Below are 24,587 nucleotides of genomic sequence, written 5' to 3' on the forward strand. Positions count from 1 at the left end.
TAGAAAGCGGCCTGCCATCATGAAGTCCCTTTTCCTCACCAACGAATACCCGCCTCACATTTACGGAGGGGCCGGGGTGCATGTGGAATATCTGACCCGCGAGCTGGCCAAGCTCATGGAAGTGGAAGTGAGGTGCTTTGGCGACCAGGACAGCACTGAGCCTAACCTGAAGGTCAAAGGCGTGGGCCTGGACATGGAAGGCTGGAACTGCCCGCCGAATCTGAAATCCGTCTTTGGGGCCGTGCAGCGCTGCCTGGATTTCAATACTGAAAAAGTGGATGCCCAGGTGGTGCACCTGCATACTTGGTATGCCCACTTCGGCGGCATCCTGGCCAAGATGAACTACGGCCTGCCAATGGTCCTCACCGTACATTCTCTGGAGCCTCTGCGCCCTTGGAAGCGGGAGCAGCTTGGCGGCGGCTACGACTTCACCGTCTGGTTGGAAAAGACCGCGCTGGAAATGGCGGATGCGGTCATCGCCGTCTCGGAAGAGACCAAGAGCGACCTGCTGCGCTTCTTTCCGCTGGATCCGCATAAGATCCACGTCATTCACAACGGCATTGATCCGGATGAATACCACCGCGTGGAGGCTCCTGAGGTCCTGCGCAAGCATGGGGTGGACCCGGAGGTGCCGTATGTGCTGTTTGTGGGCCGCATCGCCAGGCAAAAGGGCATCGTCCATCTGGTGAAGGCCATTGAGAAGATGGACCCGGGATATCAGGTCGTCCTCTGTGCCGGCGCGCCGGACACGCCGGAGATCGCGGCAGAAATGCAGGCCGCCGTCGCACACGCCCAGGAAAAGCGGGGCGGCATTGTCTGGATTCAGGCCATGCTTCCGGTCCAGGAAAAGATCGCCATGTATTCTCATGCATCGGTCTTTTGCTGCCCGTCCATTTATGAGCCTTTTGGCATCATCAACCTGGAAGCCATGGCCTGTGAAACAGCCGTGGTCGCCAGCGCGGTGGGCGGTATCAAAGAAGTCGTCGTACCTGGGGAAACTGGCATCCTTGTGCCTTTGGACCAGCAGACGGAAAGCCCTTTTGAAGCGCTTCATCCGGACCGGTTCGCCGCTGATCTGGCGGAAGGAATCAACAGCCTCATGGCCGATCCTGAAAAATGCCGCCGAATGGCCCTGGCCGGCCGCAAGCGTGCCGTGGACCGCTTTAGCTGGACAAGCATCGCCGTGCGTACCAAGGCCCTGTACGACACCCTGGTGAAAGCCTGATCTGACACGCCTTATAGATTCTCATTGTATGGAACTCATCAACAACGCTGCTGACGTGCCCGCTGCGGTCGGGCCTTATTCCCAGGCTGTCCGTGCCAACGGTTTCCTGTTCTGCTCCGGCCAGATTCCCATTAATCCGGCCACAGGCAAGATTGAAGCGACCGAAGTGGAAGGGCAGACGCGGCAGGTGCTGGCCAACATCAAGGCCCTGCTTGCGAGCCAGGGGCTGGAGCTGAACTACGTCGTCAAAGCCACCGTCTTTTTGCAAAGCATGGCGGACTTCCCGAAAGTGAACGCACTGTATGAAGAGGCTTTCAGCGGTCACAAGCCTGCCAGATCCACCGTCCAGGTCGCCGCGCTGCCGCTCGGCGCCCTGGTGGAGATTGAGGTGATCGTAGAACTCCCCTGATCACTCTGGCGTCACCCCGGCCACTACTGGCTGGGGATGGACTCCTCAGGATTCTTCCGGCGGAAGCCCTGGATGCGTCCCTCCCCTTTGTAGAGGTAGATTTTGCCAACATCTTCCAGTTTCATCAGCAGCCAGGGGGAGAGGAGATTCCGCCCGTTCTTGGTAAAGACAATTCCATCTGCCAGATGAACGCAGGAATGGTAGGCATCGCCGGTGGTATTGCTGAGGAAGAACAGGATGTCCCCGTATTTATAGGGAGCTTCCACCGGCTGGAAGTTTTCCAAAACCGCACTGGTGGCCAGGCGTGAATCCAGCAGGTATTCATGCGGCTCGTAGTTGAAGAAATTCAGGGATGTCCAGTGGCAGTCCGGCAGCATTCCATGCTTGGCCAAATCCAGTCCGGGGTAAGTGTACATCAGCTTGCGCACCAGAGAGGGGAGCAAGTGCGACAGAGGCAGTGTCTCAAGGCCGTCCGTATCAATGACGGATTGTACGAACGGCTCGATGTCCTTGCGCCGCAGGCCGATCCCCAGCGTCCAGTAGCCCACGAGCTCATCAATATTTGTGGAATGATCTACTTCCACCTTGACCATCAGGGACCGGGTGCGGGTGAAGGCCTTGAAGATCGCACGGGCTTCGGAATCAGACTCGGCATAATTGAGGATGGCACCCACATCACTGAAGGCGATCGTATCTCCGCGTTTGTAGCACATCTGCTCGATTTTGGCGATGAGCGCCGGGCGCAGTTTGCTGGTGCGATACCATTCGCCCACCGTCTGGCCGACAATCAAAACCGGGTCCACACAAAATTCATTGGGCGGATACTTGGACAGCTCCGTGTAAATGAAAGCCCTGGATTCCGGGCTGATGGATTCCAGATCAGGAAGTGGTGGGAAAAGGTGAACGAAACCGTTTTCCCGGACCATCTGGTCTGGAGACAGCAAGAGAGTGATCAAGGCCTGGGACAGGGAGGCTTTGCGAAAGAACTCCGGCAGTGTGCTGAGCATCTCCTCTGGGAAAGTCCAGCGGGGGCGTGAATTGGGGAGCGGAAAGCTGTCCACCAAAGCCGTAGGCGCTTCGAGATAGATGTAAGAGCAGCGCAGCTTGCCCCATGGACCAGGAGCCGCATAAAAGGTGTTCGGGCCGGGGGCAGGCGTGGCCGATGTGGAGGCAGAAGTCGAGGCTGTATTGCTGCCATTCTGGCTGAGCAACTGGCGCAGATCGTTGAGGTCATTGATTTGCGCTTTCAGTGCGGATGCAGAGCCCAGAACAAGGGGGAAGAGGAGGAGCCTCCAACAACGGCTTGAGATGGCGGAACGGAATGCTGCGTGTGGGGGGGGCAGAGACATGGTTGAACGGTGAGACAAAGGATGCCGGATAGCGTTTAAAGGCTTGTGGGATTCTTGAAAAAGAATCCTCCATATTTGGTTGGTGTAATCTTTATAACGCAAGAAAGATCAGTTCCACAGAGAAAATGCTTGGGCTGGCGGGGAAAAATTGATATTCCTCGCGTTTCCGCTTCGCTCCCCCGATCCCGAATGTATTGCCAGAACTCACGATCCGCCCGCCAGCATGCAGTGCAGACTGTCGCTTATTGCCTAGTCATGGCCGGTGGCAGCCTTCTTTTCCCCTGCTTTTCAGTGGCGGGCGAATCTACTTTTGCCCTGGCTGAAAAGGAAATTCAGAGGCGTGCTGAAACCGTGTCCTCACGTGAGATGCTCCTGCCTGAGGCTGAAACCCTCCTGCGCAAAGGGGAAACCGCTGCCGCCTTAAAGATCTACGAAGAGGTCTATACCGGCCTCCCGGATGTACCATTGGCCCAGGAAGCCAGGGCTCTTGCCCTGGATGGCTATGTGCGTTCCGGTCTTGTCCGTGCCCAGGAACTGACCACTGCCGGTGATTATCCCGGCGCTACGGCTCTGCTCGACAGGCTGGACAGCCAGGGCGTGGCGAAAGGGGACAAACGCATCTCCCGGATGAGGGCCCTCTTTAGTGACCCGGACCGCTATCCTCCTGCCCTTACTCCTGGCCATGTAGCGCGCGTGGCTGAAGTGAAGACCTTGCTGGAACTCGGAAATTCCCAACGGGAAATCGGTGAGTATGACAAATCCCTCCTGACCTTTGAAGAGGTACTTCGGCTGGACCCCTACAATTCTGCCGCCCGCCTGGGGATGCAGAAAACAGAAGCTGACCGCACCCGCTACCTGGATGCGGCCAAAGATCACACGCGCAGCAAAATGCTCAATGACGTCAGCGGAGCTTGGGAAAATCCGGTTGCGGTGAGCAGAACTGATGTGTCCAGCCTGTTCAACGGCAGCGGGACCACGGGCATTGCCACCGGCATTCGTGGCGGGCGGGAAGCCATCCAGCAGAAACTCAGGGACCTGAAAATTGCCCGCATTGACTTCAGCGGTGCTTCTTTGCAGGAAGTCGTGGAGTATCTGCGCGTTCGCTCCAGGGATCTTGACCCTGCAGGCCGTGGCATTGATTTTGTCATCAGCCTGCCGCCTGATTTTCCCTCCCGGCCTATTTCCCTGAACTTGATTGAGGTGCCGCTGGAGGAAGTCCTTCGTTATGTGGCTGAGATTGCCGGATTGAGTTACCGGGTGGAAGAGTTTGCAGTGCGCCTTGTCACCGCTGCATCCGGCTCATCTGTCATCATCACCAAGACCTACCGGGTTCCGCCGGACTTCATCACCCGGACGCCGGTGGGCGCTGAGGCGCCCGCCACGGCAGATCCTTTCGCCAATACCAGCAGCGCCCCGACATCCGGTCTTGGGTTCCGGCGCATGGGTGCCCAGGAGTATTTACAAAGCTATGGCATCCTTTTTGGAGAAGGAGCAAGTGCTACTTATAGTGCTGTCAGTGGCACTCTCATGGTGCGCAACACTGCCAGCAATCTGGAACTGGTGGACAATCTTGTTGAGCAGGCCCTCACCCGCTCTCCGAAGCAGGTCATCATTGATGTCAAATTGATGGATGTTGGCGAAGACCGTCTGACAGAACTTGGTTTTGACTGGCTTCTGGGCGGTGGCGGCGTCTCCAATGACCAATATGTACTCGGCGGCGGCACTCCGGGAAATCTCGGTTCAGCCTTAGCTTCCCAGGACTTTCCATTTCAGAATGCCACGACGGCGGTCGGTGCCAATCCGGTTACTGCAGGATTGCGGTCCTCGGCTGATTTAGGGGTGCAAGGTGTGGATGGCGTGCTTGCAGGCATTGTTCCCTCCACTGCCAGGCGCTCACCGGGCGTTCTTTCCGTGGCTGGTGTTCTTACCACCCCGCAGTTCCAGGGGGTGCTCCGGGCACTGGATCAGAAAAAAGGCATTGATATGACCGCGCAGCCCAGCGTCATCACCCGCACCGGGCAGCAGGCCAGTTTGGAGATTATCCGCGAGTTGATCTATCCCACCGAGTTTGATCCGCCCCAGATCCCGACCACCGTTGGAAATACGACTTTGGTAGATGCGGTTACCGGTGCCTTGATTCCCCTGCCTCTGCCCCCGGCTGTCATCACTCCGACCACACCGACAGCTTTCGAAATGCGCCGCACCGGAGTCGTCTTGAACGTGACGCCTGAAATCTCCGAAGACGGCAAATCGGTGGACCTCACACTGAACCCGGAGTTTACCGATTTCACTGGCTTTGTGAACTATGGCTCACCCATCAATACAGTGACGGATGGTGAATTTTTTGAACTGACACCCAATCTGATCTTCCAGCCGGTGTTCGACAGCAAAAGGATCGTGACTTCGGTCAAGGTCTGGGATGGTGCCACAGTGGTCCTTGGCGGAGTTATCACAGATCGTGAAGAACTCATTGATGACAAAGTACCCGTCATGGGGGATCTGCCCTTCATTGGCCGGTTTTTCAAAAGCACCGTGAAGCAGCGCCGCTTGCGCAATGTGGTCATGTTTGTCAGCGTTCGTGTAGTGGACCCCTCCGGGGCACGGATCAATCCGGATCAGTAAGTTTCGCCCAAAAACAGCTCAGACCGGCGGAGAGAGAGGAGAGTTTTTTCTTTGGGCTGCGTTTAGGTTGGCATGACTGTACGTCACCTCCTTCTGGCCCTGGTTTTGTCATCCGCCGCAGGCAGCCTTTCCGCTGCGCCGAAGCCGCCTAACATTCTGTTCATCTTCACAGATGACCACTCCTACAAGACGCTGTCCTGCTACCTGGAGGCCATGCCTGGCGTGCGCACCCCGGCCATGGATGCGCTGGCCGCCAGCGGAGTGCGCTTCAGCCATGCTTATATGGGGGCCTGGTGCATGCCCTCCCGCGCCACAATGCTGACCGGCAGGCATCCTCACGGCATTGAGTCCATGCGCATGAGCGGCAAGTATCCGGGCAGCGAATACGATCCGAAGCTGACACCTTTCTTTCCGGCTGAGTTCCGCAAAAACGGCTATCAGACAGCCCACATTGGCAAGTGGCACACGGGGACGGATGCCGGCTATGGGCGGGACTGGGATTACCAGATCGTCTGGAACCGGCCGAAGTATCCTGAGAATGCCGGGGCCTACTACACGGGGCAGATTTTGGAGGTGAATGGGGTGAAGGCGGATGCGCCGAACCCTGACTACTCCACGGATAATTATACGAAGTGGGCGGCGGAATACATCCGGGGGGAGCACCGGGCGGCGGATAAGCCGTGGTATCTGTGGCTGTGCTATGGCGGGGTGCATGGCCCGACGACGCCGGCGAAAAGGCACAAAGGTCTGCACAAGGAGGACAAAGTGACCGTCCCGGCGGATATTTTGGGCCCGCGTCCAGGCAAGCCTGACTATCTCAACGACACCCAGGCCTGGAGGAAAGACAAAGAGGGCCGCATCGTCCCGCAGAAGAGCGGGAAGACCTTTGGCGACAATGCCAAGAAGGCCCGCCCCTATGAAGACCATATCCATCAGCTCAGTGACTGCGTGCAGTCCCTGGATGAGGGGGTGGCGGAGGTGATGAAGGCGCTGAGGGAAAGCGGGCAGCTGGAGAATACCCTGGTGGTATTGACCGCAGACCAGGGCTTTGCCACCGGGGAGCACGGACTGCGCACCAAGCTTGCTCCGTATGATGCTGCCTATCGCAGCCCGCTCATTGTCTCCATGCCGGGGACGGTGGCTGCTGGGAAGGTGTGCACGAAGCCGGTGAACGGAACGGATCTGGTGGCGACCTTTAGCGCCATGGCGGGCATCCCGCTGCCGTGGGAGGTGCATGGGCGGGACATCACGCCTTTACTTAAAGAGCCAGAGACTGCCGCCTGGCCGTATCCCTGCTATTATGAGGGAACAGGAAATCTGTACGGCAGCGATGTGACGCAGGTTATGAAGACCGATGCCAAGGAGGCCGCCTACCACAACGTTCCCTGGTATGCAGCGCTCAATGACGGGCAGTATAAATACATCCGTTACCTGACCCCCGGAGAGACAGAGGAACTCTACAACCTGCAGGCTGACCCGGAGGAGCTGACCAACCTGGCGGACGAGCCAGCGCATCTTGCCACCCTGGAAAAACTGCGTGCTGCGGCGGTGGCGGAACTGCGCCGCACGAGTGCGGGTTATGCAGAACTGCTGCCTCCAAGCCGCCAGATGCAGGCAGCAGCGGAGAAGAACTGAGGGGTATAAAAAAGTAAGGGCCCCTTAGCGGGGCCCCGGCTGGTTTATTTGAAGTGCTTGTTGGCGGCCTTCAGATGTCCGGCGTATTCCTCGGTGCGCATTTCCACGCGCTCGCGGATGCTGCGCTCGCCGATGCCGTCGTGCTTGGTGGCAACGAGAGCTTTGAGGAGATTGATCGTGTCCCGCACATCTGCCTGCATGACGAACTCGGGGGAGATCTTTTTGTTCTCATCCATGTTGTGATAGTTGCCCAGCGGTACGGAGATGCCGGCGCTGCGGTGGCCGGCGGCCTGCATGGCGGTGGCTTCACAGGCTCCGGCGTCCAGCAGGCAGCGCTGCACGCGGATGCCCTGTTCCTTGGCCGTTGTCATCAGCACGGCGGTACCTTCGCTGTCAAAGATGGAAAGGCGGTCGCCCACGCGCACCACCGGGCCACCTCCCATCACCGCACCATTGACAGGACGGCTGGTCTCGATGGACAGGAAGACGTCGTCTTTCTCAAAGGGCCATTTTTGGGCGATGTGCCAGGCTCCCAGGAAACCGACTTCCTCGGCACGGGTGAAGACGGCATGGAAGGTGGTGCTGAGGTTCAGCTCCGCCAGCTCCCAGAAGGTGGCGACGATGACAGCACAGCCGACGAGGTCGTCACAGGCAGTGGCCTCGATTTTTTCATCGGTGATGTTCACCGGGAAAACCCAGGTGGCGATGTCGCCCTTCGGCTTCGCACGCAGACCGCGTTTGACGCCGGCCTCCACCTCAGGTTTGGGCACGCCGCCGAGGAATTCAAAATCATCCTTGCCCTTGCTGCCGGGGACGCGGACGAAAGCGGGGTGGTCCATGTGGGCACCGAGCACCCAGGTGGGCTTGCTCTTGCTTTTGCCGTTTTTATACGTGGCGATGAGGTTGCCGTATTTGTCCCGTTTGGTTTTGACGTGGGGGCATTCCTTCAGCAGCGCCTCGATTTCGGCGCGGACATGGTATTCGTGGAAAGGAGCGGTAGGCTGCTTTAGAATTCGCTTGAGAATGGTTGTGAGGTTGGGCACTGCCATGTGCCTACCGTAACGACCTTTTCCCAACCCACAAACGCCAAGGTGAAGAAGCTCCGATATTTCTGCGAGACCGTTTTGGTCTCATCAGCGGCCTGGTTGCTGCCGAAACTGCCAAGATCTGTGATCCTGGGGCTGGCTCGTGGGCTGGGTTCGCTGGCCTATTTTCTGGATGCGCGCGGCCGCAGTACCGCCCTGGACAATCTGAATGCCGCCTTCCCTGGCACTTATACACTGGCGCAGCGGAAGCGCATCGCCCGGCAGTCGTACCAAAATTTTGCCCGCACCTTCCTGGATCTTTTCTGGTCCGCCAGCCTCACGAAGGAAACCTGGCAGCAGCACATCAGCCTCCGGATGGACGACAGCGAGGCGGAGGCCAGGGCCCGCGAGACCGGGGCCATCTGGGTCACGCCGCACTTTGGGAACTTTGAGTTTGTCAGCCTCGTCTGGGGGTTTCGCGGCATTCACTTCACGGTCGTGGCGCAGGATTTTGCCAACCCGGCGCTGACCACGATCTTCCGCCGGCTGCGGGAGCACTCCGGGCACACCGTCATTCCGCAGGAAAATGCGATTATCAAACTGGTGAAGGCGCTGAAGAAAAAAGGCCACGCCGGACTGCTGACGGACCTGAACATCGCGCCCGGAAAATCAGCGACCGTCATCCGCTGCTTCGGCCTGATGACCTGCGTGCCGACGCTGCATGTGGAGCTGGCGCTGCGGCTGGGCCTGTCTCTCATCACAGGCGTCTGCCGGCCGCTGCCGGACGGGCGGTCAGAGATCACCATCTTCGAGGCTCTCCTGCCACAGCCGGGGGATGATGTGACTGCGCTGACGCAGCGCGTGTGGGATCATTTTGAAAAGGCCATCCGCGAGCATCCGGAGTGCTGGCTGTGGATGTATAAGCACTGGCGCTACCTGCCCACGCGGGACATTTATCCCGAATATCCGACCTATGCGAAACCTTCGAGGAAATTCACGGCGCTGATTGAATCCATGAAGGCGGGGGGCAGCCGGCATCGTGCGGGGTGAAACGCAGGATCGTTTCAATAGCTCCCCAGCGCCTGCTTCTGCATCAATTCCACGCCTTGTTCGCCGACGGGGATCCAGAGGTCCTGGGGCGCAGTGTTGGTGGCACGCTCCACGGGCAGGATGAGGTTGATTGGCGTATCGAAAGAGGCCACGGAATTTAGCTGGCCGGTGACGGGGGCGATGGAAGCGACCTCAAAATGGCCGGGGCTGCTGGCCAGCAGGTGCCCGCCGATGCTCTGCAAGAGGATGGGCAGGGCATTGGTATTCCAGGCGGAGGCCTGCGAAAGCCGGCCGGTCATGGCATCATAGCGGATGCTGACCACACCTGGGCGGCCGGTTTCGCGGGCGAGATACAGGCCCGCTTCATCCATGCTGGCTGCTGCATCAAAGGCAGTGGCGGTCACGTAGTCACTTAGCAGGCTCGCTTTCACCCCGTCATAGGCGCTGGCATGGACCACGCGGGTGGGGCTGAATCCGGCACGGAGCATCAGCTCGCTTTGCGTCACCAGCACCGCCCCTTGGGAATCCGCAAGGCGCACCCCCAGCAACTGGCCTGGAATGGAAACGGCATCGCGCAGCAGGGGAGTTCCAGAGCGGAAATCCACCACTTGCAGCCAGGAGCGTATCTCACCTGCACGGGGGCGCAGGGGTACTTTTATTTCAGGCGCTGCGTGGCCCGCCGGGCTGCTGCCTTCAACATGGTCGTAGCTGAAAAAGACAAAACCTCCGGCAAAGGTGGCGGGTGAAACATGCATCACCTGAGCCTGGACAGGAAACACCTGGGCCTCCTCGGCGATGAGCGCATCTTTGCCCAAACGCAGCGGGCAAAGGGCCATCACCACGGAGCCTGCCCGAGTTTGAGGCGCAGCGCTGTTTTGAATGACATTCGGATCCTTCCACCAGTGCCAGGATTCTGGTTTCGCCGGGATAAACCAGACCAGGGTAGCTGCATCCACCCATAGCGGTTGCACCTTGGCAAGATTCAGGCCCCCTTCATCCAGGCCATCCAGATCCTGTTCCTGCGTGGACAGGACGGTGATCGCAGCGGTGTCATTGAGGGTCAGCATCCAGGTGCGCAACCGGGACGGCTGGCTGGCTGTTGCCGGGAGCCATTGGGCGATGAAAATGCGGTCCTCCTGGCGGCTGATGCCCACCACCTGCCCCTGGCCCAGGGGCAGCTCTTCCAGCAGTTCTTCCGGGGCGATGGCAGGCGTGAGGCGCAAGTGGGCCGGGGGCGCTTCAATTCCCTCTCCTCCATCCTCCACCTGCAGCAGATAATCACCGGCGGGGATGACGCGGTCAGTTCTCCAGAACAGCGTCATTTCTACAGGCAGCTCGGTTGGGTCGCCGGCATTTTGGGCCTTCAGATTCCTGCCGCCGACGCTCAGTTCATATCCCATCACCAGGACGGGCGGGCGTTTGGCCGGCTGCGTCACCAGTCCGCCAGCGCCTCCTTCCACGGGGACTTCGTGGAGGCGTTTTTGGCCGGCTTCACGTACGCTGACCATCAGACGTCCGTCCTGGATACGGAAAGCGGACCTGTTGCCGGCAAAGGTCGTTTTGCCGGCGATCTTGGGCTTCTCAAGATGTATCAATTCCAGCCGTGTTAAAAGCGTCGAACGTCCCTTTTTGGCGGCCTGGACCGAGCTTAAAATTTGCAGTTCGGTGCTGCTGCGATTGAGCACGGCATCGGTCATCTGCCCCTCCAGCCGCAGGCTGCCGGTCAGCATGGGCTCGCCATGCTGGATGTGGATGAGAAGCAGCATCAGAGCTCCCGGATGCTCCTTGCTGGTGGATGGACCTATCAGCAGCACCTCGGTCCCGGCCGCATTGAGGACAAACATTCTTTGAACCTCCACCGGCACTCTCAGGCTGCCGGTGCGCAGAGGATTTGTGGGATCGCTCACATCCAGCACCTGCAGCCCGCGTGCGGCATGACTGTAAAACAGACGCGTGCCGCGCAGTTCCCAGTTTTCCGTTTCTGTCGCCGGGCTTTGGGTAAGGGTGGTCGGGGCTTTGGGGCTGCTCTTCAGCCGGTCCAGGGCTTTGGAAACCGGCACTTCAAAAGCGGCCGCCGGGCGGGAAAAGCTGTGCTTCGCGTAAGTGAACCGGCTGGGAAATTTCGGCGTGCGATAGCCCAGCACCCGCACTTCATCATCAGCCACACCTACTGGCAGGGGAAAAGAGACATCGCGCATCTGCTCGCGGTTCAGCGTGCGCGGATACAGTACCGCTAACGGCTTCCAGCCAGGGCCGCTTTTGCGTTCCAGCACCACCTGGTGATAGCTCAGGGCCATCGGCACGGACAGGGCATCGCCTGTGCGCGTGGTGCGCAAGGTCGCGGGCGCACTCGCAGGCGTGGCGGCAGTAAGGACCGGAACGGGCAGGAACGTCAGCAGGACAGCGATGAGCGCGTGGCGGAGGGGGGGCACAGCAAGGGGGATTTGCAGTGTCCTTTTATAAAATTACCGGGCGTTTAGCAAGACTGTTTCCTGATGGGGGTGGCAAACGATCACGGCTTCCTTTTACCCTGGCCTTTGCCTTTGCCCTTGCCCTTAGCCGCTGGCTTGGGCTGGAGGTGGACGGTCTTTTGGACGAGGGTGGAAAATTCATCGGTCTGCTGTTGCCAGACGGCTTCCAGTTCCTTCACCTTGTCGGGCATTTTGGCGGCGAGATCATGGGCTTCAGCGCGGTCAGTTTTCAGGTCGTAAAGCTCCCAGGCATCGCCTTTGGCGGCCACCAGTTTCCAGTCGCCCACGCGCACGGCGCGGTTGCCTTCATGCAGCCACCAGAGGGAATCGCGGGGGATGGTTTCGTCTTTGGCAAAGGCGGGCAGCAGGCTCTTGCCGGGGGCTTCTGGCATTGCCTCGCCATTCCATTCCTTGGGCTTCTCCACTCCGGCGATTTCCAGGATGGTAGGCACGATGTCCACCACATGGGATGGCGTGTGGCGCAGCTCTCCGCGTGCGGGGATGCCTACGGGCCAATGGGCGATCAATGGGGTGCTGATGCCGCCTTCGTGCACCCAGGTTTTGTGGCGGCGGAAAGGGGTGTTGCTAGCGCTGGAGAAGCCGGGTCCCAGGCAGAGATAGGTCGCGGCGCTGCCGGGTGCGGCCTGCGGATCATGGCCGCCGTTGCGCACCATGATCTCGGCGCTGGCGCCGTTGTCGGAGGCAAAAAAGATGACGGTGTTTTCATAGGCGCCCATGTCCTTGATCTGCTGCACGATGCGGCCGATCTCCTTGTCCATGCGGTCCACCATGGCGGCATGGATGGCCATTTTGGTGGCCTGAAAACGGCGCTGTTCATCGGTCAGCGTGTCCCAGGGCAGGGGGCGGTTGATCTCGCCGGGGCCGAGCTTTTCAAAGGCATCGGGGAAGTCATAGGGCGGGCCCACATCCTCCTCCAGAGCGGACAGCTCCGTGTTGTGGATGCCCATCTCTTTTTGCTTTTTAAAGCGGGCTTCGCGCATGGCCTCCCAGCCTTTCAGATACTTGTCGCGATAGATGGCGATGTCCTCCGGCAGCGCATGCAGGGGGAAGTGCGGGGCGATGAAGGGAATGTAATGGAAGAAGGGTTTGTCTGCGTGTTTGGCGGCGTGCTCCTTCAGGCAGTCAATGGCGTGGTCGGCGGTGGCGATGGTGGTGTAGTAGCCGGTTTCGTTCTCGGGGGCATTGACGGGCACGTCGTTGATGGCATTGCCTTTGGAGCTGAAGAAGTTCCCTTGGTTGCGGGTGTCCAGGGAGCGGTCGAATCCGGCTTCCAGCACCGGGCCGTCAATGTGCCACTTGCCGCTGTGATAGCTGCGGTAGCCGGCGGGTTTGAGGTAGTCTGGCAGCAGGCGCGCCCAGGGCTGGCGCACGCCGCGGCCACCGCCGCCCAGGCCGGGCAGCTCGTCCCGGTGGATCTGCTGCGCGTAGTAGCCGCTCATCAGCGCCCCGCGCGTGGGCCAGCAGCGGGCGGTGTTATAAAACTGGGTAAAGCGCAGCCCGTTTTCCGCCAGGGAATCCAGGGCGGGCGTGGCGATGTCACCGCCGTAACAGCCGAGGTCGGAGTATCCCAGGTCATCGGCGAGGATGAAGACCACATTCGGTTTGTCCGCCGCTGTCGCTGTGAGCAAGGACAGGGAGGCTACGAGGAGGGAAAAGAGGACGCGCATGAGTGCCATGAAAACGACGGTCACGGGCGGCTCTTGCGTCTGCCTCCAGTTTGCCGAAAGGAACCTGGGGCGAGGGGCTTATCTTGAAGACGATGAACCGCATTCAGCAAGAGAACGCCCTGGAAGGAAGCCGCGACTGGCAGTTGACGCGCATGCGGCTGGACAAGACGGGCGGTTTCCGCAGCCCGTACATTGAAGGATACTGCTCCAGGCAATCCGTGCAGGCGGGGGAAACTCTGGACGTCTTTGTCAGCACGGCCCCTGCGGCGCGCTTTAAGATCGAGATCTTCCGCACGGGTTATTATGGCGGACGCGGGGCCAGGTTGATGGCTGAACTGGGCCCGTTTGAAGGCAAGGCGCAGCCGGTGCCGGAGCCGGATGAAACGACGAGGTTGCGGGAATGCCGCTGGGAAAAATCACACACGCTGACCATCCCGGAGACGTGGGTGAGCGGGGTTTATCTTGGACGTTTGACGACGCTGCCGGAGACGGAGGACCAGCCTTACTGGCAGAGTTATGTGGTCTTCATTGTGAAGGATGAGCGGCCTGCGGACATTCTTTTGCAATGCAGTGACAATACCTGGCAAGCGTATAACCGCTGGCCGGATGACTATTCGCTTTATACCGATCCGCGTGGTGGCCAGGGGCCGCTGGCGCATGTGAGCTTTGACCGACCTTATGCGAAGTACGCGCAGATTTATGAGAATCCGCAGTCGGTGGGCAGCGGGGAGTGGCTGTGCTTTGAGTATCCCATGGCCTACTGGCTGGAGCAGCAGGGTTATGATGTGACGTATTGCTCCAATGCCGACATGGTGACGCCGGACCGGGGGCTGAAGTGCAAGACCTTCATCAGCATCGGCCATGATGAATACTGGGACATCCGCCAGTTCACCAGCGTGGAAAAGATGCGGGATGAAGGGGTCAATCTCCTGTTCCTTTCCGGCAATTCCGTGTGCTGGGTCACACCCTTTATGGACAATGCCAAAGGGGAGGCCAACCGGCGCATCTTTCGTGGCGGGCCGTATGGTGCCAGCAACCAGTGGGCGCAAAACCGCGAGGACAACCACGGTCCTTTCCCGCATCGTGGCCCGGATGAAGGGTATCTGATGGGCGTGCGCAACATCCGGCCCGTCAATGGCGGCGGCGACTGGACCTGCGTGAAGCCGGATCACTGGCTCTTTGAAGGCACCGGCATGAAGGCCGGGGAAAGCGTGCCGGGCCTCATCGGCTGGGAATATCATGGCGACCCGCCATCGGATCTTGAGGGAGTGGAGGTCATCGCCGCTGGCACGGCCTGGCAGGGGGGCAAGGTGCCGCAGCAATGGGCGGCGGTCATCTTTCCGGGACCGAAAGGGAACTTTGTTTTTAATGCCTCCACCATCTGGTGGGCGCAGGCGATGAGCAAACCGCCAGGCCACATGCCGGTCTGGAGCCACTATTCCCGCCCGCATGGACCCGATGACCGCATCCAGCGCATCACGGCAAATTTGCTGAACCGGAAGTGACGATCATCCTTGCGTGGGGGAGCTTGCGTGCGGGGATTTCGCCCGCTATGGAAACTCATGTTTTTCGATACGCACACGCACCTGGGCAGCCATAAGTTTGATGAAGACTTGCCCGCTGTTTTGGACCGGGCCCGTGCGGCCGGGGTGACGCGCATGATGGCCCCGGCGACGGATCTTGCCAATGCGCGCAAGCTGCTGGCCATCGCGGAAAAGGAGCCGGATGTGCGGGTCGCCGTGGGCATCCATCCTTGTGATGTGGACAGCGTATCGGGCGAGGCTTGGATCAACGAACTGCGTGACCTGGCCCGGCATCCCAAGGTGGCGGCCATTGGCGAGATTGGCCTGGATTATTTCCATGCGCCGCCGGAGGGATTCGACCTGGATGGATGGAAACTGCACCAGGCCCGCTGCCTGCATTTGCAACTGGAGCTTGCGGCAGAACTCGGCCTGAACGTGGTGCTGCATAACCGCGAAAGCTGGGAGGATCTGACCGCCATCGTCATGCCCTACAGCGGCCGCCTGCGTGGTGTGTTTCATTGTTATACCGGCACGCTGGAGCAGGCACAGCCGCTGCTGGATGCCGGCCACCTTATTTCCTTCACCGGCATTGTGACGTTTAAGAATCCCGGTCCGGCGGGAGAAACGGTGCGCCAGGTCCCTGCGGGCCATTACATGCTGGAGACGGACGCACCGTACCTGGCACCGGTGCCCTATCGTGGGAAACGCTGCGAGCCCGCCTATGTGGCGGATACGGCGCGGGCGGTGGCGGCACTGCGCGGACAGGCTGTTGAGCAGGTGGCCAGTGACACCAGCATCACTGCGCAGAGCTTTTTCAAAGGTTTTTGCTGAAAGCGTCCGGAGGCCCGCTCCGCCGCCTTCCAGCAAGCCTTCGGTAAAGCCAAGGAGTGAGGGCATCCTGCCCTCAGCTCCCATGCCCAAAGGACTTCCGTCCCCTATCTTAGGGTTGGGCACAACCCTGGGACCCCATTCCCTAGACCCACCCTCCACGCACCACCCCATCGAGGACGTGTCGGTTAAACTCGGCAGTCCCCTTTAGACTCCGCACCGCTCCTCGCTATAGCAGCCCTCATGCACAGACGCCCCTGGCTTCAAAAAGTACTCCTCATCGCCATATGCGTGTCTCTGGCCTTGTCGGGCGCATCTTCGGAACCCGCCCCCCAGCCCGCTCTCGGAGTCTATGGGGAAAACTCCATGCAGCGCGTCCTCGACTTCGAAAAATGGCTCGGCCGCCCCGTGGACCTCATCCTCTGCACCGTGGACTTCCAAAAGTGGGAAAACTACCGCTATGCCGACTGGCTCAGCCAGACCGTCTATGGCGCACGCGGCCACCGTCGCCTCGTTTATGACGTCCCCATCATCATCACCGGCGCCACCTATGCCGCCGCCCGCGCCGGGGATTACGACGCCCACTGGCAGTGCCTCGCGGATTCCATCCTCGCCAACAACCCCGGGGCAGGGGACATCGTCATCCGCCCCAGCCACGAGATGAATGGCGATTGGTTCCCCTGGGGCGTCGGCGGCTCCCGCCAGGCCATGATCCCGGACTTCATCGCCTCCTGGCACCGCTTCCACCGCGTCTTTCGCAGCGTCAAAGGCGGCCACCGCTTCCGCTTCAGCTTCTCCACCTCCGAAGGCGCCACCGACCCCCGCCCCATGTGGCCCGGGGACGACTACGTGGACATCGTCGGCCACGACCTCTACTGGAAGCCCAAGTCCATGGGCGGCGAAGGCTGGGAGACCGACGACCCCCAGGAAGCCTGGGCCCTCCGTATCCGTACCGATGGCACCGGCTACAACGCCTGGAACCTCGCCGGCATGCACGCCTTCGCCCGCGCCCATGGCAAACCGTTTCAAATAGACGAATGGGGCGTCTGGGGTCCCCGCTCCGCCCCCTTCATCCAGTCCCTCGCCGCCTGGATCAAAGCCAACCACATCCCCTCCCACACCTACTGGGATTCCGATGCCGCCTACCCCGGCCAGCTCTCCACCCGCCCAAAAGAATTGCCCGCCCCCACCGCCGCCTTCCAGCAAGCCTTCGGTAAAAAACCAAGCGAGCAATAATATGACATTTGAATTCTGGTTCCCGAACCCTCCCGTTGAGGAGTCAGTAATCATGAGTTTTGAGACCTTTGTGGGATGTAAACTCCCCGACAGCTACAGGGAGTTCTTGGCGCTCTCCAATGGTGGGGAGAAGCCCAAACTGGAAAACTTTACCGTCCTCGAAACTGGAGAACGAACAATGCTATCCACCCTTTATTCGTTAGCTCCAGATGGCAAAGGGGAGTTGTTCGACGAATATCTGGCTTTAAGGCAGGAAATACCAGCAGATTTGATATCCATAGGCCATGATATTGGCGGCAATAAGTTATGTTTAGCGATTCAAGGAAGCGAACGTGGCAAGCTCCTTTTTTATGATCACGAGTTAAGGTCATTCAATCGAAAAAGTACCCGCAAAAATTTCAATGTGTGCGCGAATTCGTTTGTCGATTTTTTGCAGGGTTTAAACTAATAACAGTGCTGGCCAAATCCGGTCAATCATCGCTGCCCTCAGCTTACCCAAGCCACCGGTGCAACCAAGGTGTGAGGGCATCTTGCCCTCAGCCTCCCCCAACAAGCCCAAAGGGCTTCCGTCCCCAAGCCCAGGGTTGGCACAACCCTGGGACCCCATGCCCCGGATCCACCCTCAATGCCAACCCCAACCGGGGTTGCGTCGGTTACACGCCGCCCCTCGATTGCCCCTGCATTATAACGGTCTTCTCTTACGCCAAGTGCCGCAACGCCTTTTGACGGTCGAGGATGGCAGGGGGAGCGGGAGTTTTAACGCTGCGCCTAGTCGGAGCGGGTGATTTACGTGCTGAATATCAATGCTTTAAGAGGTTGGTATTATAATTGCCTGGCAATTTTTTCTCCGGCAATGCCATGAGCGTAACCATCTGGAATGGCCAATTCAATTACTGGCTAAAGGAATTGATTGAGGCCATGTAAGCCAAGCAAAAACGGCAAAGGCCACAGGAGGCAGTCCCATGCAAAGATAATAATATGAATAATGGCATAGAATAAGTCTAGCTTTAATTTGCAAGACATTTACTATAGTTAGATTGTGATCTTCATAGGAAGGTTTAGATGCCTTAAAAGATTCAAAATCGATATCTTCGTGGTTATCTGATCGACGTAGTATTTCATCATATTGGTCTGAGAGTAATTCAACAGCATCGAGGAAAATAGGAGACGATTTATCTTTGTGCCTAGACTTGAGAGCACGAAGCTTTTTGTAGAGTTCAGCAATTGCGAGTCCACTTTGATGAAAGGTGTAGGTCCGAACGCTGTAATTTTGCGAGGATTCAAGCTGACTCACCACAAGAATAATGATGGATAGCGCAGAACTGATAAATAAGATTACCTGCTCCGTAGCACCCTGGGAAAATTGTGGGAGCATCGTAGTGATAAGGGAAAAAATTATCACATAGGCCGATAAAAACGAAACAGCTCTAGACGAAAGATTGTATTTCTTTTGGCACCGTGCCGCAGCGTTGAACCTGCTTTTATAGGTGGACCAAAGCTTGTAGTTCAGTTCGCGGTCATAGCTTCCCTGTGCATAGAGTGGTACCTTTTTGCTTTTTGGCTCTTCTGACATGAATGCATAAAGGCATAAAATCATCATCATGTCTAGTATGTATTCTAAATAAAATATCGAAACAGTTATGCGGCATGCGTTCTGATGGATCCGGATTTTTAAGGGTATTCTTTGGAAAAGAGGGCGTTTTGCTGTATTAGCGACACCATGAGCGTTTCACACCACCAGTACCTGCCACCGCATAAACCACCTTCCTGCCGCCAAACCACGCTTGTGTCGATTCACCTAGAAAGACACCGTTCGCCCCCATTATTCGCATTATGTGGAGCCAGCGAACACATTCCCCTCACCCTTGCCCTCATGACCTCCCTGCAACGTTGCATTCAGAGGCATGCCTGGAGCCCATCACTATGTCATTCTTCCCCCGAGATCTAACACTACCCAAGGCCCCATGCACAATCCGTCATCTATTAAATTTTCCGGGTTGCCATATTTAAGTCCAAACGCTATCGCTAGGAAGAATCCGGCACCTACTCAGTCAGCACTCTCGGCAAATTGGCCTGATAGAGGAACCGGAGGTATACCAGATATGTGTCCATATGACTTGGAGAACCATTGAAAATCCTCTTTTTTTAATCTGCCAAAATGATCAGTTTGCGAAGTATCATTTTGAATTTGCAATGAAAGATCCACCGGATGAGCTGTATCATTACACCTCTGGCGAATCACTGCTGGCGATAATTAATTCCCAATGCCTTCTCGCAACTGAACGAACTTTCCTTAATGACCCCAAAGAGTTCCAATGGGGTCTAGGAGTTTTTGAAGAATATCTAAATGCAAGCAAGAAAAAGTATTCGTCTGGTTTTCTTGAACAAATCTCATACTCGCTTGCGGACAAGATTCAAGATGATTTGCGTATCTTTGTCGTCAGTCTTTCTGCCAGACCCGATCTTTTAAGTCAGTGGCGAGCTTATGCGGCAAATGGCACAGGTGTTTCCATTGGATTTGACGGATCGATACTTCGTGACCGCTCTGGTTTCGGGGAATACGTCATGCGCGATTTGGATCCCGATAAGATGCCTCCAGATTTTGTCTTGTGCTATCATTTACTTCCGGTTGTATACGAAACGAAAGATCAGCATAAATTATTAAAAATATTTATTGACGCGGCACACACCTTCTGGATGGCTCTAGAAGATCAAACTGACCCCGATAGCCTTACACTATTTAGATTCATGTGTCGTTACAGGGCAAAGGAACTGCTTATAGCCTTCAAGAGTGCAACATATAAAGAAGAATCAGAGTGGCGATTGGTGGCCACAGTTCATAAAACCAGCAGTAAGATCAACTACCGGTATGGACAATTCGGCGTTACTCCATACGTAAAGCTGAATATCAGCCGTCGCGAGGAATTACCAGGCCTCAAATTGCCGATAACCAAAGTGTACGTTGGGCCAAAATCTTCAATAAAGAACAATACCTTGGGTGTTGAAATGCTATTAGCAAGTAACGGTATCCAGGCACCTCTCATCTTCTCTAATATTAATTATAGATGAAACTCTATAAGGCGGGGAAACGGTCAGAAAAACATGCCGCCAGCCAGGCTATCAATTTTCACGGCCTAAAGTATTGAACGTCAGTAATATATATCTGTAATGCCAGCCGCAGGAAGAAGCGAGTCTTGTTGTCAGCAAACAAATTTCGGTGAGATCTCACCCTCTGCATTTGGTCCAACAGGCTGTTGGACAATTGAGATCGGGGGCCCAGACTTCGCAATGGGCATCCCTGAGCAATTGTGCAAGCGCCGCTTGCACTAATTCCTTATTCCTCATGCCTTGACGAACGTCCGACCCAACCAGAGTCCCATGGCAGTCAAACCAAGTCTACCCCAGTCAAGTTCCAGCAGACACCCACCCCCGTCTTTCTTCGCCACTTGTCCCAAGTCCCCAAATCCGCCCCTTGGCATCCCCACCGCCACCCCCGATCTTCCTCCGCCCCTGGAACCGCCTTCGCAAGAAGGTGGTCCCCTCCGTAGCTGCGCTCCCCAGAGCGTGGCCGATCCTTCTCCGTTCCCCAACCACCGCAAACAACGGCCAACCATCGCCATCAACCGCAAACCCAGTCCTGGCCCTCTTCTCCCTGCAATAAACCCCCACCCACGCGCGTATTGTCCCTGTCCCCTCATTCCTTCTCACCCCCTATGAACCGCCGCCGTTTTATTCTTCAGTCCCTGGGCGCCTCGCTGGCGCTGCCGGGCATGCCTTCCTTGATGGCCAAATCCGTGGGCGGAAACTCGGCACTGCAGGCAGCCAAGGGAGCCGGGGCAGGGGCGCAGCGGTTTGTGGCGATTGGCAATCTGCTGGGCTACCAGGTCAAATCCCTTTTCCCCACCACCACCGGGCGGAACTATGAGAAGACCACGCTGCTGGAGCCGCTCTGGGAAAACCGCAACCACATGACCGTCTTCAAGGGCCTGGACCACGGGGTCAAAGGCGGGCACTTCGCCGTGCATTCCTTCCTTTCCGGCGTCCTGAACTCCGAGGCGCAGAACCGCCCGGACGGCAATGTCAGCATTGACCAGTTCATCGCCGACGAAGTCGGTTTCCAGACGCGCTTCCCCTCCCTGACCGTCGGGTCCGAAGGCGGCATCCACGGCGGCTGCCAGATCGCCTGGACCAAATCCGGCGTGCGAGTGCCACCCATCACCGGGCCGGCAGAACTGTTTGAGCGGCTGTTCATCAGCGACACCAAAGAGCGCCAGGCGCGCCGGGTGCAGGAAAACCAGGTACAGGCCTCCATTTTGGACTCGGTGCTGGAAGGTGCCAACCGCCTTTCCCGCCAGGTGAACCAGGAGGACAAGGACAAGCTGGACGAATACCTCACCTCCGTCCGCGATGTGGAGAAGCGCCTGGAACTGCGCAAGCGCTGGGCCGATCAGCCCAAACCCGAAGCCCCCTTTCCCAAACCGGCCAACAAAAACCCGGTGCAGGACCTGCCGATGCTCTATGAGCTGATCGCCCTGGCGTTGCAGACGGATTCCACCCGCATCGCCACCCTGGAGATCGGCGGCGACTTCCTGCCGCAGGACCTCGGCATTGACAAATCCTACCACGGCCTGTCCCACCACAGCAACGATCCGGAGGCCATCGCCCACCTGATCACCCTGGAAAAATACCAGGTGGAGCAGTTTAACAAATTCATCACCCGCCTGTCCAAAATGCTGGATGGCGACAAAACGCTTCTGGATTCCACCGCCGTGCTTTTCGGCAGCGGCATGAGCGATGCGAACTCCCATAAAAACTCCGACCTGCCCATCATCCTGGCCGGCGGCGGATACAAGCATGGCGAATTCCGCGAGGTGCCACGCGAGGGCATCAACAAGGTCCCGCTCTGCAACCTATACGTGGACATCGCCCAGCGCATGGGCGTGGAGACGGATACCTTTGGCAGCAGCACCGGCCGTTTCTCCTGATGCGCACGCAGGCCCTTTTCCGGTCCAGTTTCGCCCTCAGTCTGGCGGCCACGGTTTTAAACGTGACCGCCCCGATTCAGGTGCAGGCACAAGCTCAGGCCAATGGACACGCACCGCCAGAGGCCAAGCTCGTCCAGCAGTTCATGGGCCGCTACTGCCTGGAATGCCACGATGCCGATGTGCAGAAAGGTGACCGCGAGTTTGAAAAATTTGCCCTGCCGCTGAAGAGCGAGGCCGACCTGATTGACGCCAAGGAGATCATTGACCAGCTCACTCTGAAGGAGATGCCCCCGAAGAAGGCCGACCAGCCAACGGAGGAGGAGCGCTTGGCTGTGCTGCGCGCCCTGCGCGAAGGCACCGTCGCCGCGCGCGGCGTCATCGAGAGCTCCGGCGGCCGCACCGTCATGCGCCGCCTGTCCAGCCGCGAGTATGAGAATACCCTGGCGACCCTCTTTGGCCGCCGCGTGGATACCCTGGGCCTAACGGGGGATTTCCCCAAGGAGAAAACCAGCCGCCACATGGACACCATCGGCCAGTCCCTGGTGACGTCCGGATTCCTGGTGGACCAGTATTTCCAGGCCGCTAACCGGCTGGTCGAGATGCGCCTGGGCAAGCCGGAGATGGAACCGAAGAAGTGGCAGTTTAACAAAAACTTCGTCCAGTATGAGGAACTGAGCGGACCGCATAAAGCCGCCTTTAAATACCGCTATCTGAACATCTACGAGCAGCCGAATACGGATACCCGACAGGGCGGATACGGCCACATTGAGGACTTCCTGAAAGGCGTGCCTGTCTCCGGTTTATACGACATCGAGGTCGAGGCCACCGCGATGCATCGCAACACCAAATTTGACCATGAGATTTTCGGTATAGATTTCTCGGAGCCCTTTATACTCGGCGTCGTGCCGGGCGATGTCACACGCGGCCACATCCACTATCCGCAGACCATCGAGCCCCTGCTGGCCAGCAGCGTCGTGCCGGATATGAAGCCCACCTGGCTGAAATTTCGCGTCTGGCTGGAGGCCGGGCAGACCCCGCGTTTCATCTTCCCGAACGGCCCCTATGAATCCCGCGCCTCCGTGGTGACGCTGAACAAGAAGTATAAAAAAGAGTTCAACCTCCCCGCCGGCACCTCCGGCGTCAGCCGCACCCACCTGCTGCGCGACTGGGATCTGCCGCACATCCGCATCAGCGAGGTGAAGATCCAGGGCCCCATGCCAGAGAAAGGCGGCAGTGCAGAAGAGCGCGCCGTTTTTGGCAAAGAAGGTTTCCAGCCCGAGCGCGCGCTGGAGCAGCTTTATACCTTCGCCGGCAAAGCCTTCCGCCGCCCCCTGACCGACGCCGACCGCCAGCCCATCCAGGTATTCTATGAGAAGCGCCTCGCTGAAAAAGCCACCCCGCGCCAGGCAGCGCTGGATGCCGTGAAGCTCATCCTCTGCTCGCCCTCCTTCCTGTATTTTAGCGAGATCACCGACGAATCTGATCCCGCCCTCGGCGCCTACGATCTCGCCTCGCGCCTCTCCTATGCCCTCTGGGCCGCCCCACCCGATGCCGAGCTGCTCGCCTCCGCCAAGTCCGGCAAGCTGACTCAAAAAGACGAGCTGACCAAGCAGGTCCAGCGCATGATCGCCGATGATCGCATCAGCGGCTTTGTTGACGGTTTTCTCGATAGCTGGCTCAACCTCCGCGACCTCGGCAGCATGCCCCCACCGCGCGAAACCAACCGCGGATACTATGCCGAGGACCTGCCCACCTCCATGAAAGCCGAGGCGCGTCTCTTCTTCCGCGACCTGCTGAAAACCAATGGCTCCGTCGCCCAGTTCCTGGATGCCGACTATACCTTTGTGGACAAAAAACTGGCCAAGCTATACGATCTGCCCGAGCAGAAGACCCTGCGCCTGGAGGATGGATTCCAAAAGGTCAGCCTCAAAGGCAACAAGCATCGCGGCGGCCTCATGGGCATGGCCGGCATACTCACTGTCAGCGCCAACGGCGTCGAGACCTCCCCCGTGACCCGTGGCGTATGGGTCAGCGAAAACATTCTCGGCATCCAACCCCCCCCGCCGCCGGATGAAGTGCCCGCCATCGAAGCCGACATCTCCGGTGCCACCACCATCCGCGAGCGCCTCGCCAAACACAGCACCGACAAGACCTGCGCCGAATGCCATCGCAAGATTGACCCCCTCGGTTTCAGCCTCGAAACCTTCGACCCCATCGGCCGCTGGCGCAGCAGCTATCCGAAGCCAAAGAACGGCAAGAAGCCCGCCCCCAAAGTAGACTCCTCCGGCGAATTCCCCTCCGGCGAGACGTATACCGACTTCGCCGGCTTCAAGAACATCCTCCTCGAAACCCGCGAAGAGCTTTTCACCCGTCATCTCATCCGCCAGGTGCTCACCTACAGCACCGGCCGCCACATGGAACCCGCCGATGACTTCGAACTCGATGAAATCCACATCGCCGTGAAGAAGAACCAGCTCGGCCTGCACACCCTGATGCTGCAATGCCTCACCAGCGAAATTTTCCGGTCACGGTGATCCGTTA

Annotated in this window: 17 protein-coding genes; 12 read left to right on the top strand and 5 right to left on the bottom strand. The window is 58.3% G+C overall.

The genetic code is table 11. The features are described from left to right. The first annotated feature begins 19 nt into the window (after positions 1-19). Entirely contained in the window at positions 20-1,225 is a 1,206-nt protein-coding gene (gene glgA, locus WJU23_RS04635) for a glycogen synthase (RefSeq protein ID WP_346331366.1), read from the top strand. Between the two features lie 28 nt (positions 1,226-1,253). Beyond that, positions 1,254-1,634, top strand: a complete 381-nt coding sequence (locus WJU23_RS04640) for a Rid family detoxifying hydrolase (RefSeq protein WP_346331367.1) — start codon at positions 1,254-1,256, stop codon at positions 1,632-1,634. Between the two features lie 23 nt (positions 1,635-1,657). On the opposite strand, the gene WJU23_RS04645 is transcribed toward WJU23_RS04640, so the two are convergent. Next, a complete protein-coding gene (locus WJU23_RS04645; RefSeq protein ID WP_346331368.1) occupies positions 1,658-2,983 on the bottom strand; it encodes a hypothetical protein in 1,326 nt (441 codons plus the stop codon). Between the two features lie 255 nt (positions 2,984-3,238). Here WJU23_RS04645 and WJU23_RS04650 point away from each other — a divergent pair, with 255 nt between their 5' ends. Then, positions 3,239-5,605 carry an Amuc_1098 family type IV pilus outer membrane protein gene (locus WJU23_RS04650; protein ID WP_346331369.1) on the top strand — a complete coding sequence of 789 codons (2,367 nt, stop codon included), beginning with the start codon at positions 3,239-3,241 and terminating at the stop codon, positions 5,603-5,605. 72 nt (positions 5,606-5,677) lie between these two features. Continuing rightward, positions 5,678-7,240 (top strand): sulfatase-like hydrolase/transferase, encoded by a 1,563-nt coding sequence (locus tag WJU23_RS04655; protein ID WP_346331370.1) that lies wholly within the window; start codon positions 5,678-5,680, stop codon positions 7,238-7,240. Between the two features lie 44 nt (positions 7,241-7,284). Here the strand turns inward: WJU23_RS04655 and WJU23_RS04660 are convergent, their stop codons facing one another. Next, positions 7,285-8,289 (bottom strand): M20/M25/M40 family metallo-hydrolase, encoded by a 1,005-nt coding sequence (locus WJU23_RS04660; RefSeq protein WP_346331371.1) that lies wholly within the window; start codon positions 8,287-8,289, stop codon positions 7,285-7,287. 42 nt (positions 8,290-8,331) lie between these two features. Here WJU23_RS04660 and WJU23_RS04665 point away from each other — a divergent pair, with 42 nt between their 5' ends. Next, entirely contained in the window at positions 8,332-9,315 is a 984-nt protein-coding gene (locus WJU23_RS04665; RefSeq protein ID WP_346331372.1) for a lysophospholipid acyltransferase family protein, read from the top strand. 14 nt (positions 9,316-9,329) lie between these two features. Here WJU23_RS04665 and WJU23_RS04670 read toward each other — a convergent pair whose 3' ends face one another. Both WJU23_RS04670 and WJU23_RS04675 read right to left on the bottom strand, forming a co-directional pair. Beyond that, positions 9,330-11,747, bottom strand: coding sequence for a hypothetical protein (locus tag WJU23_RS04670; protein ID WP_346331373.1), 2,418 nt, complete (start codon positions 11,745-11,747; stop codon positions 9,330-9,332). Positions 11,748-11,827: 80 nt separating this feature from the next. Beyond that, complete coding sequence (locus tag WJU23_RS04675; RefSeq protein ID WP_346331374.1) at positions 11,828-13,474, bottom strand: arylsulfatase; 1,647 nt, start codon at positions 13,472-13,474, stop codon at positions 11,828-11,830. 92 nt (positions 13,475-13,566) lie between these two features. Between WJU23_RS04675 and WJU23_RS04680 the strand changes: the two genes are divergently transcribed. The 4 genes from WJU23_RS04680 (at position 13,567) to WJU23_RS04695 (ending at position 17,509) form a co-directional block, all read left to right on the top strand. Then, on the top strand, positions 13,567-14,979 hold the full coding sequence (locus tag WJU23_RS04680; RefSeq protein WP_346331375.1) for a N,N-dimethylformamidase beta subunit family domain-containing protein: 1,413 nt from the start codon (positions 13,567-13,569) through the stop codon (positions 14,977-14,979). A 57-nt stretch (positions 14,980-15,036) separates the two neighbouring features. Then, entirely contained in the window at positions 15,037-15,828 is a 792-nt protein-coding gene (locus WJU23_RS04685; RefSeq protein WP_346331376.1) for a TatD family hydrolase, read from the top strand. A gap of 240 nt (positions 15,829-16,068) precedes the next feature. After that, entirely contained in the window at positions 16,069-17,061 is a 993-nt protein-coding gene (locus tag WJU23_RS04690) for a glycosyl hydrolase (RefSeq protein WP_346331377.1), read from the top strand. A 1-nt stretch (position 17,062) separates the two neighbouring features. Continuing rightward, on the top strand, positions 17,063-17,509 hold the full coding sequence (locus WJU23_RS04695; protein ID WP_346331378.1) for an SMI1/KNR4 family protein: 447 nt from the start codon (positions 17,063-17,065) through the stop codon (positions 17,507-17,509). Positions 17,510-17,947: 438 nt separating this feature from the next. On the opposite strand, the gene WJU23_RS04700 is transcribed toward WJU23_RS04695, so the two are convergent. Then, on the bottom strand, positions 17,948-18,634 hold the full coding sequence (locus WJU23_RS04700) for an SLATT domain-containing protein (protein ID WP_346331379.1): 687 nt from the start codon (positions 18,632-18,634) through the stop codon (positions 17,948-17,950). A gap of 539 nt (positions 18,635-19,173) precedes the next feature. On the opposite strand from WJU23_RS04700, the gene WJU23_RS04705 reads away from it, so the two are divergent. The 3 genes from WJU23_RS04705 to WJU23_RS04715 all read left to right on the top strand — a co-directional run bounded on the left by WJU23_RS04705 (position 19,174) and on the right by WJU23_RS04715 (position 24,580). Further along, the gene (locus WJU23_RS04705; RefSeq protein WP_346331380.1) at positions 19,174-20,130 is read left to right on the top strand and encodes a DUF2971 domain-containing protein; all 957 of its coding nucleotides are present in this window, start codon (positions 19,174-19,176) and stop codon (positions 20,128-20,130) included. Between the two features lie 644 nt (positions 20,131-20,774). Then, a complete protein-coding gene (locus WJU23_RS04710; RefSeq protein ID WP_346331381.1) occupies positions 20,775-22,046 on the top strand; it encodes a DUF1552 domain-containing protein in 1,272 nt (423 codons plus the stop codon). Beyond that, the gene (locus tag WJU23_RS04715) at positions 22,046-24,580 is read left to right on the top strand and encodes a DUF1592 domain-containing protein (protein ID WP_346331382.1); all 2,535 of its coding nucleotides are present in this window, start codon (positions 22,046-22,048) and stop codon (positions 24,578-24,580) included. The genes WJU23_RS04710 and WJU23_RS04715 overlap by 1 nt, the downstream gene beginning before the upstream one ends. Positions 24,581-24,587: the final 7 nt, after the last annotated feature.

The organism is Prosthecobacter sp. SYSU 5D2, from assembly GCF_039655865.1.
In the GTDB taxonomy this organism is placed as follows: Bacteria; Verrucomicrobiota; Verrucomicrobiia; order Verrucomicrobiales; family Verrucomicrobiaceae; genus Prosthecobacter.